This is a genomic window from Vibrio sp. A1-b2 (genome assembly GCF_021726015.1).
GTDB lineage: Bacteria > Pseudomonadota > Gammaproteobacteria > Enterobacterales > Vibrionaceae > Vibrio > Vibrio diazotrophicus.
The window spans coordinates 101,348-114,446 of the sequence record NZ_JAKKCI010000004.1 but is presented as its reverse complement, the minus strand read 5'-3'; the positions used below and the strand labels follow the sequence as shown (position 1 = coordinate 114,446).

General features: G+C 44.3%; 12 protein-coding genes. 10 read left to right on the top strand and 2 right to left on the bottom strand.

Annotation, left to right across the window (positions count from 1 at the left end):
* Nucleotides 1-36 precede the first annotated feature (36 nt).
* A complete protein-coding gene (gene crr / locus L3V23_RS10645) occupies nucleotides 37-546 on the top strand; it encodes a PTS glucose transporter subunit IIA (protein ID WP_042486447.1) in 510 nt (169 codons plus the stop codon).
* A gap of 109 nt (nucleotides 547-655) precedes the next feature.
* Here the strand turns inward: crr and L3V23_RS10640 are convergent, their stop codons facing one another.
* Entirely contained in the window at nucleotides 656-1,807 is a 1,152-nt protein-coding gene (locus L3V23_RS10640; RefSeq protein WP_237292319.1) for a 2-octaprenyl-3-methyl-6-methoxy-1,4-benzoquinol hydroxylase, read from the bottom strand.
* Between the two features lie 302 nt (nucleotides 1,808-2,109).
* Between L3V23_RS10640 and miaB the strand changes: the two genes are divergently transcribed.
* From miaB to lnt, 5 genes are all read left to right on the top strand, one after another.
* Nucleotides 2,110-3,534 carry a tRNA (N6-isopentenyl adenosine(37)-C2)-methylthiotransferase MiaB gene (gene miaB / locus L3V23_RS10635; protein WP_042486452.1) on the top strand — a complete coding sequence of 475 codons (1,425 nt, stop codon included), beginning with the start codon at nucleotides 2,110-2,112 and terminating at the stop codon, nucleotides 3,532-3,534.
* A 67-nt stretch (nucleotides 3,535-3,601) separates the two neighbouring features.
* Nucleotides 3,602-4,708, top strand: coding sequence for a PhoH family protein (locus tag L3V23_RS10630; RefSeq protein WP_237292318.1), 1,107 nt, complete (start codon nucleotides 3,602-3,604; stop codon nucleotides 4,706-4,708).
* Nucleotides 4,705-5,169: an rRNA maturation RNase YbeY gene (gene ybeY / locus L3V23_RS10625; RefSeq protein ID WP_102965406.1), complete on the top strand. Its 465-nt coding sequence runs from the start codon at nucleotides 4,705-4,707 to the stop codon at nucleotides 5,167-5,169. The genes L3V23_RS10630 and ybeY overlap by 4 nt, the downstream gene beginning before the upstream one ends.
* Nucleotides 5,170-5,242: 73 nt before the next feature.
* Complete coding sequence (corC, locus tag L3V23_RS10620; protein ID WP_042486459.1) at nucleotides 5,243-6,142, top strand: CNNM family magnesium/cobalt transport protein CorC; 900 nt, start codon at nucleotides 5,243-5,245, stop codon at nucleotides 6,140-6,142.
* Nucleotides 6,143-6,186: 44 nt separating this feature from the next.
* Complete coding sequence (gene lnt / locus L3V23_RS10615) at nucleotides 6,187-7,707, top strand: apolipoprotein N-acyltransferase (protein WP_237292317.1); 1,521 nt, start codon at nucleotides 6,187-6,189, stop codon at nucleotides 7,705-7,707.
* A gap of 63 nt (nucleotides 7,708-7,770) precedes the next feature.
* Here the strand turns inward: lnt and L3V23_RS10610 are convergent, their stop codons facing one another.
* Complete coding sequence (locus tag L3V23_RS10610) at nucleotides 7,771-8,241, bottom strand: zinc ribbon-containing protein (RefSeq protein ID WP_102940228.1); 471 nt, start codon at nucleotides 8,239-8,241, stop codon at nucleotides 7,771-7,773.
* Between the two features lie 122 nt (nucleotides 8,242-8,363).
* On the opposite strand from L3V23_RS10610, the gene leuS reads away from it, so the two are divergent.
* The 4 genes from leuS (at nucleotide 8,364) to rsfS (ending at nucleotide 13,097) form a co-directional block, all read left to right on the top strand.
* Nucleotides 8,364-10,940 carry a leucine--tRNA ligase gene (leuS, locus tag L3V23_RS10605; RefSeq protein WP_237292316.1) on the top strand — a complete coding sequence of 859 codons (2,577 nt, stop codon included), beginning with the start codon at nucleotides 8,364-8,366 and terminating at the stop codon, nucleotides 10,938-10,940.
* A 106-nt stretch (nucleotides 10,941-11,046) separates the two neighbouring features.
* The gene (lptE, locus tag L3V23_RS10600) at nucleotides 11,047-11,679 is read left to right on the top strand and encodes an LPS assembly lipoprotein LptE (RefSeq protein WP_237292315.1); all 633 of its coding nucleotides are present in this window, start codon (nucleotides 11,047-11,049) and stop codon (nucleotides 11,677-11,679) included.
* An 8-nt stretch (nucleotides 11,680-11,687) separates the two neighbouring features.
* A complete protein-coding gene (holA, locus tag L3V23_RS10595; protein ID WP_237292314.1) occupies nucleotides 11,688-12,713 on the top strand; it encodes a DNA polymerase III subunit delta in 1,026 nt (341 codons plus the stop codon).
* A 66-nt stretch (nucleotides 12,714-12,779) separates the two neighbouring features.
* On the top strand, nucleotides 12,780-13,097 hold the full coding sequence (gene rsfS, locus L3V23_RS10590) for a ribosome silencing factor (protein WP_042486474.1): 318 nt from the start codon (nucleotides 12,780-12,782) through the stop codon (nucleotides 13,095-13,097).
* Nucleotides 13,098-13,099 lie beyond the last annotated feature (2 nt).

The window sequence follows — 13,099 nt, the reverse complement described above, 5'->3', positions numbered from 1 at the left end:
CGACAGAATATTTTAAAACGTTAGGAGCATGACACAATGGGTCTGTTTGACAAACTGAAAAAGCTAGTCTCTGATGACAGCGCTGACGCTGGTGCAATTGAAATCATCGCACCACTTTCTGGTGAAATCGTAAACATCGAAGATGTGCCAGATGTCGTGTTTGCTGAGAAAATCGTTGGTGACGGTATCGCTATCAAGCCATCTGGCAACAAAATGGTTGCTCCAGTAAATGGTACTATTGGTAAGATTTTCGAAACTAACCACGCATTCTCTATCGAGTCTGATGATGGTGTTGAACTATTCGTTCACTTCGGTATCGATACAGTAGAACTTAAAGGCGAAGGCTTCAAACGTATTGCTGAAGAAGGTCAATCAGTGAAAGTGGGCGACACTATCATTGAATTCGATCTAGCTCTACTAGAAGAAAAAGCAAAATCTACTCTAACTCCAGTTGTTATCTCTAACATGGACGAAATCAAAGAGCTGAACAAGCTTTCTGGTACTGTTTCTGTTGGTGAAACTGCCGTTCTTCGCGTAACTAAATAACTCGAAAGAGAAATAGTTAGTTCGTTGAATATAAAACGCTGCCTAGTGCAGCGTTTTTTGTATCTTGCGTTTGGTATTGAAATACCTACCAATGTGAATTGAGATCCATCTACAAACCCAACGCGTAACGTAGTACCTGTTCTTTCGCAGGACCTGCCTGTTCCGCCAGTTTTAATGCAGCATTGCGAGCAAATTTGAGCGGTGGGATGTCATTGCTAAACGTCTTATAAAAGAAATCCATTCCCGTCTGCATCAATAAATTGTCAGGTCTTCTTTTGCGTTCGTAACTGCGAAACGCACCTGTCGTTAGCTCTTCTAAAGTATTGGTGCAATCCAGTAATGTGGCGACATCCTTGAAACCCAAGTTAACTCCCTGCCCCGCTAGCGGATTAATGGTATGCGCTGAATCGCCCGCCAATACACAATGATTCTTTACGTAAGTCTGAGCATGACGACGCGTCAATGGAAAAGAACCTTTCTGTAGAACCTTAATATCCCCTAACTCTTGCGGGAAGTGGTTAAGAATTTCCAGTCTCAGTTGTTCATTTGTCATCATGCCTAACTGTTTTATGCGACTTGGAGAGTCATACCAGACCAAAGAAGCCTGATTGCCATTCAATGGTAGAAATGAGCGAGGGCCTGATGGGGAAAACTGTTGCCAAGTAATATCTTGTTGTGGCTTTTCAGTTTCAACATTAATCAACATGCAGTGCTGACGATAATCCCAGGCCGTTACACCAATATTAGCGCTAGCACGGACTTGCGAGTTAGCACCATCTGCACCAATCACCCAATCACAAACCAATTGAGCGCCCGAATCCAGCTCTATGGATTGTCTCTCGCCGAACTGGATATTGGATAACTTATCCGGACAAAACAGGGTTATGTTCGAATACGTTTCCATACTGCTCCATAAGCCCAGCTGAATAACTCGGTTTTCAACCATATAGCCTAGCTGTTCTAAGCCTAGTGATTGAGCTGAGAAGCGAGTTCGGCATTCAGGATGTTCCCAAGTTTCCAGACGGCGGTAAGGGCACACACGCATGGCCTCAATGCTTTCCCATGCTCCCAGTGAATCCAATAAATTAACGGAAGTCTGCGAGATAGCAGAAATACGAACGTCCATCGCTTGAGAAGGTTCAAACGTCTGCGGCTTTGCACCTTCTACAACTGCGACTTTCCGGCCCTGTTTCGCAAAACCAATCGCAGTTGCGGCACCCACCATGCCACCACCTATCACAACAATGTCAAAATCGTTCATCTTTCCAACTATTATCTCAATTCGTTAACGTGGCTTATTGTACGGAACAGCACTTTTTTTGCGAACGTTTTTGTCACAAAACCTTAGAGTTAACAGGGTAAAAAGCCTGATGTAGCAATGGATTTAAGAGATTTCACCCAATCACTAGTCAGTGACTTTTTAAAGCAGTACAATACGCGGCTTACCGCCGAGATGGCGGCTATAATTTGAGCTGAGAGCTGTTTACCTTTGAATACACAAAGGGTTTACACTCTCTAAAACGTTCAAGATTTATTTAAGAATTAACACGAGCGAAAGTGAAAATGAGTAAGAAACTGCTAATTAAAACCTGGGGTTGCCAGATGAACGAATACGATTCATCTAAAATGGCCGACCTGCTTAACGCTGCCAACGGCTATGAGCTGACTGAAGATCCAGAAGAAGCAGACGTACTTTTACTTAATACCTGTTCGATTCGTGAAAAAGCACAAGAGAAAGTTTTCCACCAGCTTGGTCGTTGGAAAACGCTGAAAGACAAAAAAGAAGGCGTTGTGATCGGCGTCGGTGGCTGTGTGGCAACTCAAGAAGGTGACCACATTCGCGAACGAGCTCCTTTCGTAGACGTTATTTTTGGCCCACAAACGCTACACCGTTTGCCAGAGATGATTAAACAGTCTCGCACTGACAAAGCACCTGTCATGGATATTTCCTTCCCAGAGATCGAAAAATTCGACCGTCTTCCTGAGCCTCGCGCTGAAGGGCCAACCGCTTTCGTATCAATCATGGAAGGCTGTTCAAAATACTGTACTTACTGCGTTGTACCATACACTCGTGGTGAAGAAGTTAGCCGTCCTATGGACGACGTGCTATTTGAAATTGCACAGCTTGCAGAGCAAGGCGTACGTGAAGTAAACCTGTTAGGTCAGAACGTAAACGCATACCGTGGCCCAATGCATGACGGTACTATTTGTTCTTTCGCTGAACTTCTGCGCTTAGTAGCTACCATCGATGGTATTGACCGTATTCGCTTTACCACAAGCCACCCGCTTGAGTTCACTGACGATATTATTGCTGTTTATGAAGATACGCCAGAGCTAGTGAGCTTCCTTCATCTGCCAGTTCAAAGCGGTAGTGACCGCATTCTGACGATGATGAAGCGTCCGCACACCGCAATCGAATATAAGTCTATTATCCGTAAACTACGCAAAGCACGCCCTGATATTCAGATCAGTTCTGACTTCATTGTTGCTTTCCCAGGCGAAACAGATAAAGATTTCCAAGACACAATGAAACTGATTCGCGAAGTGGATTTTGATATGAGCTTTAGCTTCATTTTCTCTCCTCGTCCGGGTACGCCAGCAGCGGATTACCCATGTGATCTGACTGAGCAAGAGAAAAAAGATCGCTTATATGAGCTACAACAGCAGATCAATTCTCAAGCAATGCGCTATTCTCGTTTAATGATGGATACAGAACAGCGCATTCTGGTTGAAGGTACTTCTAAGAAGAATCTGATGGAACTTCGTGGTCGTACAGAAAACAACCGTGTTGTAAACTTTGAAGGTTCACCAGATTTAATCGGTCAATTCGTTGACGTGAAAATCGTTGATGTATTCCCGAACTCACTTCGTGGTGAACTGATTCGTACAGAAAAAGAAATGAACCTTCGCGTTGTCACTTCTCCATCAGAAATGATGGCAAAAACAAAACGTGAAGATGAGCTAGGAGTAGCGACGTTTACTCCATAAGCTTTAACAGTCATAAGGTGTCCGGTCGAAATCGGACACCTTGATATGACCATACTGAGAGGCTAATTTGAGCAATAAAATTGTTACCCTAGAGATCAATCTCGAACCTTCTGATAACCGCCGACTTGCCAGTTTATGCGGTCCTTTCGATGACAACATCAAGCATTTAGAACGTCGTTTAGGCGTTGAAATTAATCATCGCAGCCAGTTCTTTACCATTGTGGGTAAACCTCATGCGACGGCAGCAGCACTTGATATCATCAAATCTCTTTATGTTGATACCGCACCTGTTCGTGGTGAAATTCCAGATATTGAACCGGAACAAATTCACCTCGCGATTAAAGAATCCGGCGTGTTAGAGCAAAACACAGACGTCGCTGAAGAGTTTACTCACGGCAAAGAAGTGTTTGTGAAAACCAAGAAAGGCGTTATCAAACCTCGCACACCAAACCAAGCGCAGTACCTGATGAACATGGCCACTCATGACATCACATTTGGTATTGGACCAGCAGGTACTGGTAAAACTTACCTTGCGGTAGCAGCGGCCGTTGATGCGTTAGAGCGTCAAGAGATTCGTCGTATCCTGCTAACTCGTCCAGCGGTTGAAGCTGGCGAAAAATTGGGGTTCTTACCAGGCGATCTAAGCCAGAAAGTCGACCCTTATTTGCGCCCTCTTTACGATGCGCTGTTTGAAATGCTTGGTTTTGAGCGAGTAGAAAAGCTTATCGAACGTAACGTTATTGAAGTTGCTCCTCTCGCTTACATGCGCGGTCGTACTCTGAATGATGCATTTATCATTCTTGATGAAAGCCAGAACACGACCGTTGAACAGATGAAAATGTTCCTGACTCGTATCGGTTTCAACTCTCGCGCAGTGATCACGGGTGACGTTACCCAGATCGACTTACCTCGCGGTGCGAAATCCGGCCTTCGTCATGCGGTAGAAGTATTAAGTGAAGTAGAAGAAATTAGCTTTAACTTCTTTATTGCTGACGATGTGGTTCGCCACCCAGTTGTTGCTCGTATTGTTAACGCTTATGAGAAATGGGAAGCACAAGATCAGAAAGAGCGTAAAGAGTACGAAAAACGTCGTAGAGAAGAGCGTGAGTCTAAACTGCTTGAACTTCAGAAAGAAGAACTTAGTTCATCCATAAAAGAGTCTGACCAACAATGAGTATTAAACTCGATTTACAATTAGCCGTTGAAGATGAAAACGGCTTACCTAGTGAAGCGAACTTTGCCACTTGGTTAGAAGCGGCGATCACTCCATTTCAAGAGCAAGCTGAAGTGACTATTCGCATCGTCGATAGCGAAGAGAGCCACCAACTCAACATGGATTATCGTGGTAAAGATAAACCGACTAATGTTCTCTCCTTCCCCTTCGAAGCACCTCCGGGGATGGAGCTGGATCTGCTGGGTGATTTAGTCATATGTCGCCAAGTGGTTGAACAAGAAGCCAGTGAGCAGAACAAACCACTGCTAGCACATTGGGCGCATATGGTTGTACATGGAAGCCTTCATCTGTTAGGTTATGACCATATCGAGGATGACGAAGCCGAAGAGATGGAGTCACTCGAAACAGAATTGATGCAAAAATTGGGTTTTGAAGATCCCTATTTGGCAGAAAAAGTGTAAATATAAGGTCAAATTGGCCTTATATTTATTTGTGAGCTACCACACTTTGGTAGCGTTAATAATTTGAGAAATAATGAACGAAGACAATTCGCCCCCTTCTAACGAAGGCAAAAAAGAAAAGTCTGAAGGTCCGAGTAGAAAGTCCTTCTTTGAACGCCTGGGTCAAATGTTTCAGGGAGAGCCGAAAGATCGCCAAGAATTGGTTGATGTGATTCGAGACTCTGAAGTAAATGACTTAATTGACCACGACACCCGCGACATGCTCGAAGGTGTTATGGAAATTTCAGAGATGCGAGTCAGAGATATTATGATCCCTCGCTCTCAAATGGTCACAATTTCACGTACCGACGATCTCGATACGTTGATTGCACTTATCACCGATGCACAGCACTCTCGTTACCCGGTGATCAGTGAAGATAAAGACCATGTTGAAGGTATTCTGCTAGCGAAGGACTTACTCAAGTATTTAGGTTCCAATAGTACTCCCTTCGATATCGAAGAGGTGATACGTCCAGCAGTCGTCGTGCCTGAAAGTAAACGGGTAGACCGTCTACTAAAAGAGTTCCGTGAGGAACGCTACCACATGGCGATTGTTGTTGATGAATTCGGCGGCGTTTCTGGCCTTGTTACAATCGAAGACATTCTTGAAGAGATTGTCGGCGAAATCGAAGACGAGACAGATGACGAAGAACAGCTGGAAATTCGTAAGCTAAGCAAACACACTTACGCCGTTAAAGCGCTGACGACGATTGATGATTTCAACGATACTTTCAAAACACAATTCAGTGATGACGAAGTAGATACGGTCGGCGGTATGGTGATGACGGCATTTGGTCATTTACCGACTCGCGGCGAAGTGGTTGAAATTGGCAATTACAGCTTTAAAGTTACCGCAGCTGATAGCCGTCGGGTTATCCAGCTTCAGGTCACCATTCCAGATTTGGAATCGATGCCTGAAATTACTGAAGAATAATTCTTTTTGTCTCTTACCAACTAAGAGTCTATTAAAAGTAGCAGATGAATAATAACTTTACTCATCGCCTGATGCGGCCGCTTGCGGCCGCTTTTGCTGGCGCTCTCACTACCCTGTCTTTCGCTCCATATCAAATTTGGCCGCTCGCCTTTATCAGTCCGGCTCTGCTGTTACTTCTTCTACATAAACAGTCTGCAAAACAAGGCGCATGGATAGGCTACTTGTGGGGAATCGGACAATTTGCCACCGGGATTAGCTGGGTTCATGTCAGTATTGATACCTTTGGTGGCATGCCTAAAATCGCCAGCATCTTCTTGATGGTGCTCTTAGTCGCTTATCTGGCAATCTATTCGGCTTTGTTCGGATGGGTACTGAATCGTTATTTCCAAACAAATAGCCGAACTCGAGTACTGCTTGCCGCACCGATTCTTTGGCTCATCTTTGACTGGTTACGTGGTTGGGTTATGACGGGCTTCCCATGGCTGTGGTTAGGCTATAGTCAAATCGAAAGCCCACTCGCTAACTTTGCTCCCCTTGGTGGCGTAGAGCTTCTGACACTACTTGTTTTGGTGTGCTCTGGCTGTTTGGCGTATTCGTTTATCAATAAGTCTTGGTCTTTGTTGATAATTCCTGCCGTTATCTTTGCCACTGGATACGGTTTGCGCTCTGCGCATTGGGTCACACCACAAGCCGATCGTTCAACGAAGGTTGCTTTAATTCAAGGCAATATTGAACAAGCACTGAAATGGGTACCTTCTCATCGCTGGCCGACCATAATGAAGTACACGGATCTTAGCCGAGAGAATTGGGACGCTGACATTATCATCTGGCCAGAAGCCGCCGTACCCGCTTTTGAATATGAGCTGCCTTCTTATTTGAAAAGTCTTGATGAACTTGCTCGAGCTAATAACAGCGGCATTATCCTTGGTATTCTTAATCAAGACGAAAACAAAGCTTTCTATAACAGTGTGTTAGCTCTCGGTGGAACCAATGACCCTGCATATCAGTATGAGACAGCGAGACGCTACAACAAACACCATCTGCTTCCGTTTGGTGAATTTGTGCCATTTGAAGAGGTTCTAAGGCCGATTGCGCCTTTCTTTAACTTACCTATGTCTTCGTTTAGCCGAGGCAGTTACATTCAACCAAACATCGACGTTAACGGTCATAAGTTCGCTTCCGCATTATGTTATGAAATTATTTTCAACGAGCAAGTGCGAGAAAACGTCAATGAAGATACCGACTTCATCCTGACGCTGTCTAACGATGCTTGGTTTGGTAAGTCCATTGGTCCATTGCAACATATGGAAATCGCTCGAATGAGAGCGTTAGAAATGGGTAAACCTGTCGTTCGTTCCACCAACAATGGTGTAACCGCAGTGACGGACTACCGAGGCAACATCATCAAGCAGATCCCTCAGTTTGAAACAGGTGTGCTTAAAGCGGACGTGACCCCGACTCGCGGACAAACACCTTACCATAGGTTTGGTAGCTGGCCGCTTTACTTGTGGGCGTTGCTCGGATTAGCCTTAGGCTTGATTCTCCAACGAAAGAACCGTCATTAATTAAACGTCAAAAGAGCCCTTAAGGCTCTTTTGTATTATTACCTCAAGAAGATACAAGGTTCGCTAAGGTTTCAGTGGTAAGCGTCCAAACACTTTATTCCCACAACGAATGCACGGAACTATCTCTGAAGGGTGGTTATATTGCACCTTGTGACCGCAACTTTCGCATACCAGCACTCCAAGCCCTATCATCTCTCCTGCATGATACAAACCTTGGTGTTCTAGATCTTGAAACAGCTCCACCCATTCCACTTTGGTTCTGTCGGTGATATCAAGCAAGCCTTGCCAGATGGAGTCGGTAATCATCAGGTAAAATGGGCCACTTTTACTCTCTTCATAACTTTCAGCGAATTCTTTTAAATCTGACTTAACATATTCAGAAATAAGGGATAATTCATCTTTAGTTAGATCATTAGCCGCACTGACAATTTTGCCAGAAGTTTCGACAATATGGCTGACTTCCTCACGGCTATGCTTGAGAGTTTCAACGACATCTTTCAGTAATGCTTCATAACCAGATTTTTGTTTTGGCATAAGACCTCTCTTTCAAATCGGATTGGCTATTGTTGTGCTGTGCTCCTTTATGTATTCTATGTCGATCTATAAGAGTCTGTTCAAACTGAACTCACAAATTCCAAGAGAACCGGATATCATCGATGCAAGAGCAATACAACCCGCAAGATATTGAACAAAAAGTTCAACAGCACTGGGATAACAACAAGACTTTCGTTGTAAGTGAAGACCCAAACAAAGAAAAATTCTACTGTCTGTCTATGTTTCCATACCCTAGTGGTCGACTGCACATGGGTCATGTTCGTAACTACACTATCGGTGATGTTGTTTCTCGCTTCCAACGTTTACAAGGCAAGAACGTTATGCAACCAATCGGTTGGGATGCGTTCGGTCTACCAGCAGAAAATGCTGCAGTAAAAAACAAGACAGCACCAGCACCTTGGACATACGAAAACATCGAATACATGAAAAACCAGCTTAAACTGCTGGGTTTTGGCTATGACTGGAATCGCGAATTCGCAACTTGTCGTCCTGAGTACTACCGTTGGGAACAAGAGTTTTTCACTAAGCTTTACGAAAAAGGCTTGGTTTACAAAAAAACATCTTCAGTAAACTGGTGTCCAAACGACCAAACTGTTTTGGCTAACGAACAGGTAGAAGATGGTTGTTGTTGGCGTTGTGATACTCCAGTTGAACAAAAAGAAATTCCTCAGTGGTTCATTAAAATCACTGCATACGCACAAGAGCTATTAGACGATCTAGACAAGCTTGAAGGTTGGCCAGAAATGGTTAAAACCATGCAGCGCAACTGGATCGGTCGCTCTGAAGGTGTTGAGCTTAAGTTTGAAGTAAAAGATGAAGCTCAAGATCTCGAAGTATACACCACTCGTCCAGACACACTGATGGGCGTAACTTATGTAGCTATCGCTGCAGGTCATCCTTTAGCAACGAAAGCAGCAGCAAGCAACCCAGCGCTAGCGACTTTCATTGATGAGTGTAAAAACACCAAAGTTGCAGAAGCAGAACTTGCGACAATGGAGAAGAAAGGTATGGCGACGGGCCTTACTGCGATTCATCCATTGAACGGTCGTGAAGTACCGATTTACGTAGCAAACTTCGTACTGATGGATTACGGAACAGGTGCTGTGATGGCAGTACCAGCACATGACCAACGTGACTACGAATTTGCCACTAAATACGGTCTAGACATTGTTCCTGTAATCAAACCTGTTGATGGTAGCGAGCTAGACATTTCTGAAGCGGCATACACAGAAAAAGGGGTATTGTTCGATTCAGGTGAATTTGACGGTCTTGAATTCCAAGAAGCATTTAACGCTATTGCTGCGAAACTTGAAGCAGAAGGTAAAGGCGTTAAAACCGTAAACTTCCGTCTACGTGACTGGGGTGTCTCTCGTCAGCGTTACTGGGGTGCGCCAATTCCAATGGTGACGACTGAAGATGGTCAAGTTCATCCTGTTCCAGCAGATCAACTACCAGTGATTCTGCCTGAAGACGTGACTATGGATGGCGTTACCAGCCCAATTAAAGCAGACAAAGAGTGGGCAAAAACCACTTTCAACGGCGAACCAGCACTACGTGAAACCGATACATTCGATACATTCATGGAGTCTTCTTGGTACTACGCTCGTTACTGTTCTCCACAAGCAGATGACATCCTAGATCCAGAAAAAGCAAACTACTGGCTGCCAGTAGACCAATACATTGGTGGTATTGAACACGCGTGTATGCACTTGTTGTACTCTCGTTTCTTCCACAAGTTGCTACGTGATGCGGGTTATGTAACGTCTGACGAGCCATTCAAGCAGCTACTTTGCCAAGGCATGGTTCTGGCTGATGCTTTCTTCCTGACAAACGAAAAAGGCACAAAAGAGTGGATCTCACCAACTGAAGTGAAAGTTGAACGTGACGGTAAAGGTAACATTACTTCTGCAGTAGATAACCAAGGTCGCAGCGTTGAACACTCAGGCATGATCAAAATGTCTAAGTCGAAAAACAACGGTATTGACCCACAAGAGATGGTTGATAAATACGGCGCAGATACAGTACGTCTGTTCATGATGTTTGCTTCTCCAGCAGACATGACTCTTGAATGGCAAGAATCTGGCGTTGAAGGCGCTAACCGCTTCCTAAAACGTGTTTGGAAACTGGCTCGTGAGCACTCATCGAAAGGTGGAGCTGTAGCTGTTAATGCCAGCGCACTAAGTGCAGACCAAAAAGCACTTCGTCGTGATGTTCACAAAACAATTGCAAAAGTAACGGACGATATCGCTCGTCGCCAAACGTTCAACACGGCAATTGCAGCAATCATGGAACTGATGAACAAGCTGACTAAAGCACCACAGGAATCAGAACAAGATCGTGCAATTTTGGACGAAGCAGTAAAAGCGATTACGCTGATGCTTTACCCTATCGCACCACACATCTGTTTTGAAATGTGGACAGCTCTTGGCGAATCAGAGATTGATAGTGCATCATGGCCTACGTTCGATGAAGCAGCGTTAGTGGAAGATGAAAAACTGATCGTTGTTCAGGTAAACGGCAAATTGCGCGGCAAACTCACCGTGGCTGCTGATGCGACTAAAGAGCAAGTCGAAGAGCTTGGTCTAAATGACGAAAACGTAGTGAAATTTACTGAAGGTTTAACCGTACGTAAAGTTATCTACGTTCCTGGTAAGCTGCTGAATATCGTAGCGAACTAATTCGTACTTATGTTGTCTGTAAACAGGGCTTTGTGCCCTGTTTACTTATGTTAGAACATAAACCTTTGTGTTCTAACATAAGTAATCTAACGAGAATAATAATCCCATGCGTTTTACATGTTCATCTTTCTTGAAATTGTCACTGGTTTTCCTCTCTGCGACCTTACTGAGTGCGTGCGGCTTTCACTTGCGCGGTGATTACGATGTGCCAGATGAACTGAGCAAACTGTCTATTACCAGTTACGACCAGTACAGTAACTTTACTCGCATAGTGACACGTCAATTACGCATGAATGAAATTGAAATCGTACAGCCAGCTGATGATGTACCTAATATTCATTTGATTAGCGAAGGTACAGGCGAACGTACACTATCGCTCTACCAAACAACCCGTGCAGCGGAAATTGAGCTAACCTTCGTTGCAAGTTACAGAGTGACCATTCCAGAATTGGGCACTAAAACATTTTCAACTAGTGTTACGCGTAGTTACTTAGATAACCCTCTTACGGCTTTAGCGAAATCTGTTGAGCGCGACATGATTGAAGGCGAAATGCGTAAACTGGCCGCGACACAAATCGTTCGCCAAATGGGTCGACTAAAAGCGTCGATTCAGGCTGGTACTATGGATGAAATTTCAGAAGCTGAAGAGCCAGCTAAAATACCTGCGACAAACGAATCGTATCTCATTGACACTATCGAAACTCACCAAGAGCCGTCGGCTCAAACAACTGCTGAGTAATTGAAACAATGAGAGTTTACGCCGATAAACTTGCCGATTCGTTACAAAGATCGTTATTGCCCGTTTATCTTATCTTTGGTGGCGAGCCACTGCTGACTCAAGAATCGGTCAAAGCGATAGAAACCAAAGCTCACAGTGAAGGCTTTGAAGAAAAGCATCACTTTACGGTCGATAACAATTTGGATTGGACGCAAGTTTATGACTGCTGCCAGTCCTTGAGCCTATTCAGTAGCCGACAAATTATCGTACTGGAGATTGCAGAATCAGGACTTAATGCCGCCTTGTCTAAATCTCTAGCGACTGTTTCTGATTACCTCAATCCAGATATTGTTTTGATTGTCATGGGCAATAAACTGACCAAAGCTCAAGAAAACACGGCTTGGTTTAAAGCACTGATGGCAAACGGCTGTCTGGTTAACTGCTTAACACCCGAATTATCTCGCTTACCGCAGTTTGTTATGGCTCGTTGCCGCACATTGGGTTTAACCCCTGATGCCGAAGCGGTTCAGATGCTGGCACAATGGCATGAAGGCAATTTATTTGCGTTGATGCAAAGCTTGCAAAAACTGGCACTCAATTATCCTGATGGCCAGTTAACCCTTGTTCGCCTTCAGGAATCACTTGATCGACATAACCATTTCACGCCATTTCATTGGATGGATGCGTTGCTTGAAGGTAAAGCCAACCGTGCACAAAGAATTCTGCGTCAACTTGAAGCGGAAGCAATTGAACCAATCATTTTGATGCGTACCTTGCAAAAGGAACTGTTTCTGTTACTGCAAATGAAACAGCAACTTAACACCATCGGGATAGGTGCTGTTTTTGACAAACACCGCGTCTGGCAGAATAAACGCCCATTGTATTCAGAGGCTCTGCAAAGACTATCGCTCAGCAAGTTGCAGCACCTAATTAGATTACTTGCTCAAATTGAAGTCTTGGCTAAAACTCAATACGAGCAGCCATGCTGGCCACTTCTTCATCAAATAAGCGTAGAGTTCGCCGTACCTCAGGCAAACATCCCTTTGCCAATTTAAACAGTGTTATACTGCGCGCCTAAATAGTAAAAATAGTACCAATAGACCATTTCAGAGGAATACCCCTTGCAACGCGAAGAATTAAATACCTTTCTTGCAGATAAAGTTGACGACATGAAAGCCGTTGACATCATCACCCTAGACGTACAAGGCAAATCAAGTGTGACGGATTACATGATCATTTGCACTGGCACTTCAAAACGTCACGTTTCATCGATTGCTGATCACGTCGCAAGTGAAGCGAAGAAAATCGGTTTCGACCCGCTCGGTATGGACGGTGAAAACGAAGGTGAATGGGTTGTTGTCGATATGGGGACAACCATGGTGCACGTCATGCAGGAAGAACAGCGTGAAATGTACCAACTAGAAAAACTTTGGAGCTAATG

Bases quoted from the DNA above. Each gene is read 5' to 3' on its own strand.
- holA (WP_237292314.1), top strand. From the start codon at position 11,688: ATGAGAGTTTACGCCGATAAACTTGCCGATTCGTTACAAAGATCGTTA.
- leuS (WP_237292316.1), top strand. From the start codon at position 8,364: ATGCAAGAGCAATACAACCCGCAAGATATTGAACAAAAAGTTCAACAG.
- crr (WP_042486447.1), top strand. From the start codon at position 37: ATGGGTCTGTTTGACAAACTGAAAAAGCTAGTCTCTGATGACAGCGCT.
- lptE (WP_237292315.1), top strand. From the start codon at position 11,047: ATGCGTTTTACATGTTCATCTTTCTTGAAATTGTCACTGGTTTTCCTC.
- L3V23_RS10640 (WP_237292319.1), bottom strand. From the start codon at position 1,807: ATGAACGATTTTGACATTGTTGTGATAGGTGGTGGCATGGTGGGTGCC.
- miaB (WP_042486452.1), top strand. From the start codon at position 2,110: ATGAGTAAGAAACTGCTAATTAAAACCTGGGGTTGCCAGATGAACGAA.
- L3V23_RS10610 (WP_102940228.1), bottom strand. From the start codon at position 8,241: ATGCCAAAACAAAAATCTGGTTATGAAGCATTACTGAAAGATGTCGTT.
- corC (WP_042486459.1), top strand. From the start codon at position 5,243: ATGAACGAAGACAATTCGCCCCCTTCTAACGAAGGCAAAAAAGAAAAG.
- ybeY (WP_102965406.1), top strand. From the start codon at position 4,705: ATGAGTATTAAACTCGATTTACAATTAGCCGTTGAAGATGAAAACGGC.
- lnt (WP_237292317.1), top strand. From the start codon at position 6,187: ATGAATAATAACTTTACTCATCGCCTGATGCGGCCGCTTGCGGCCGCT.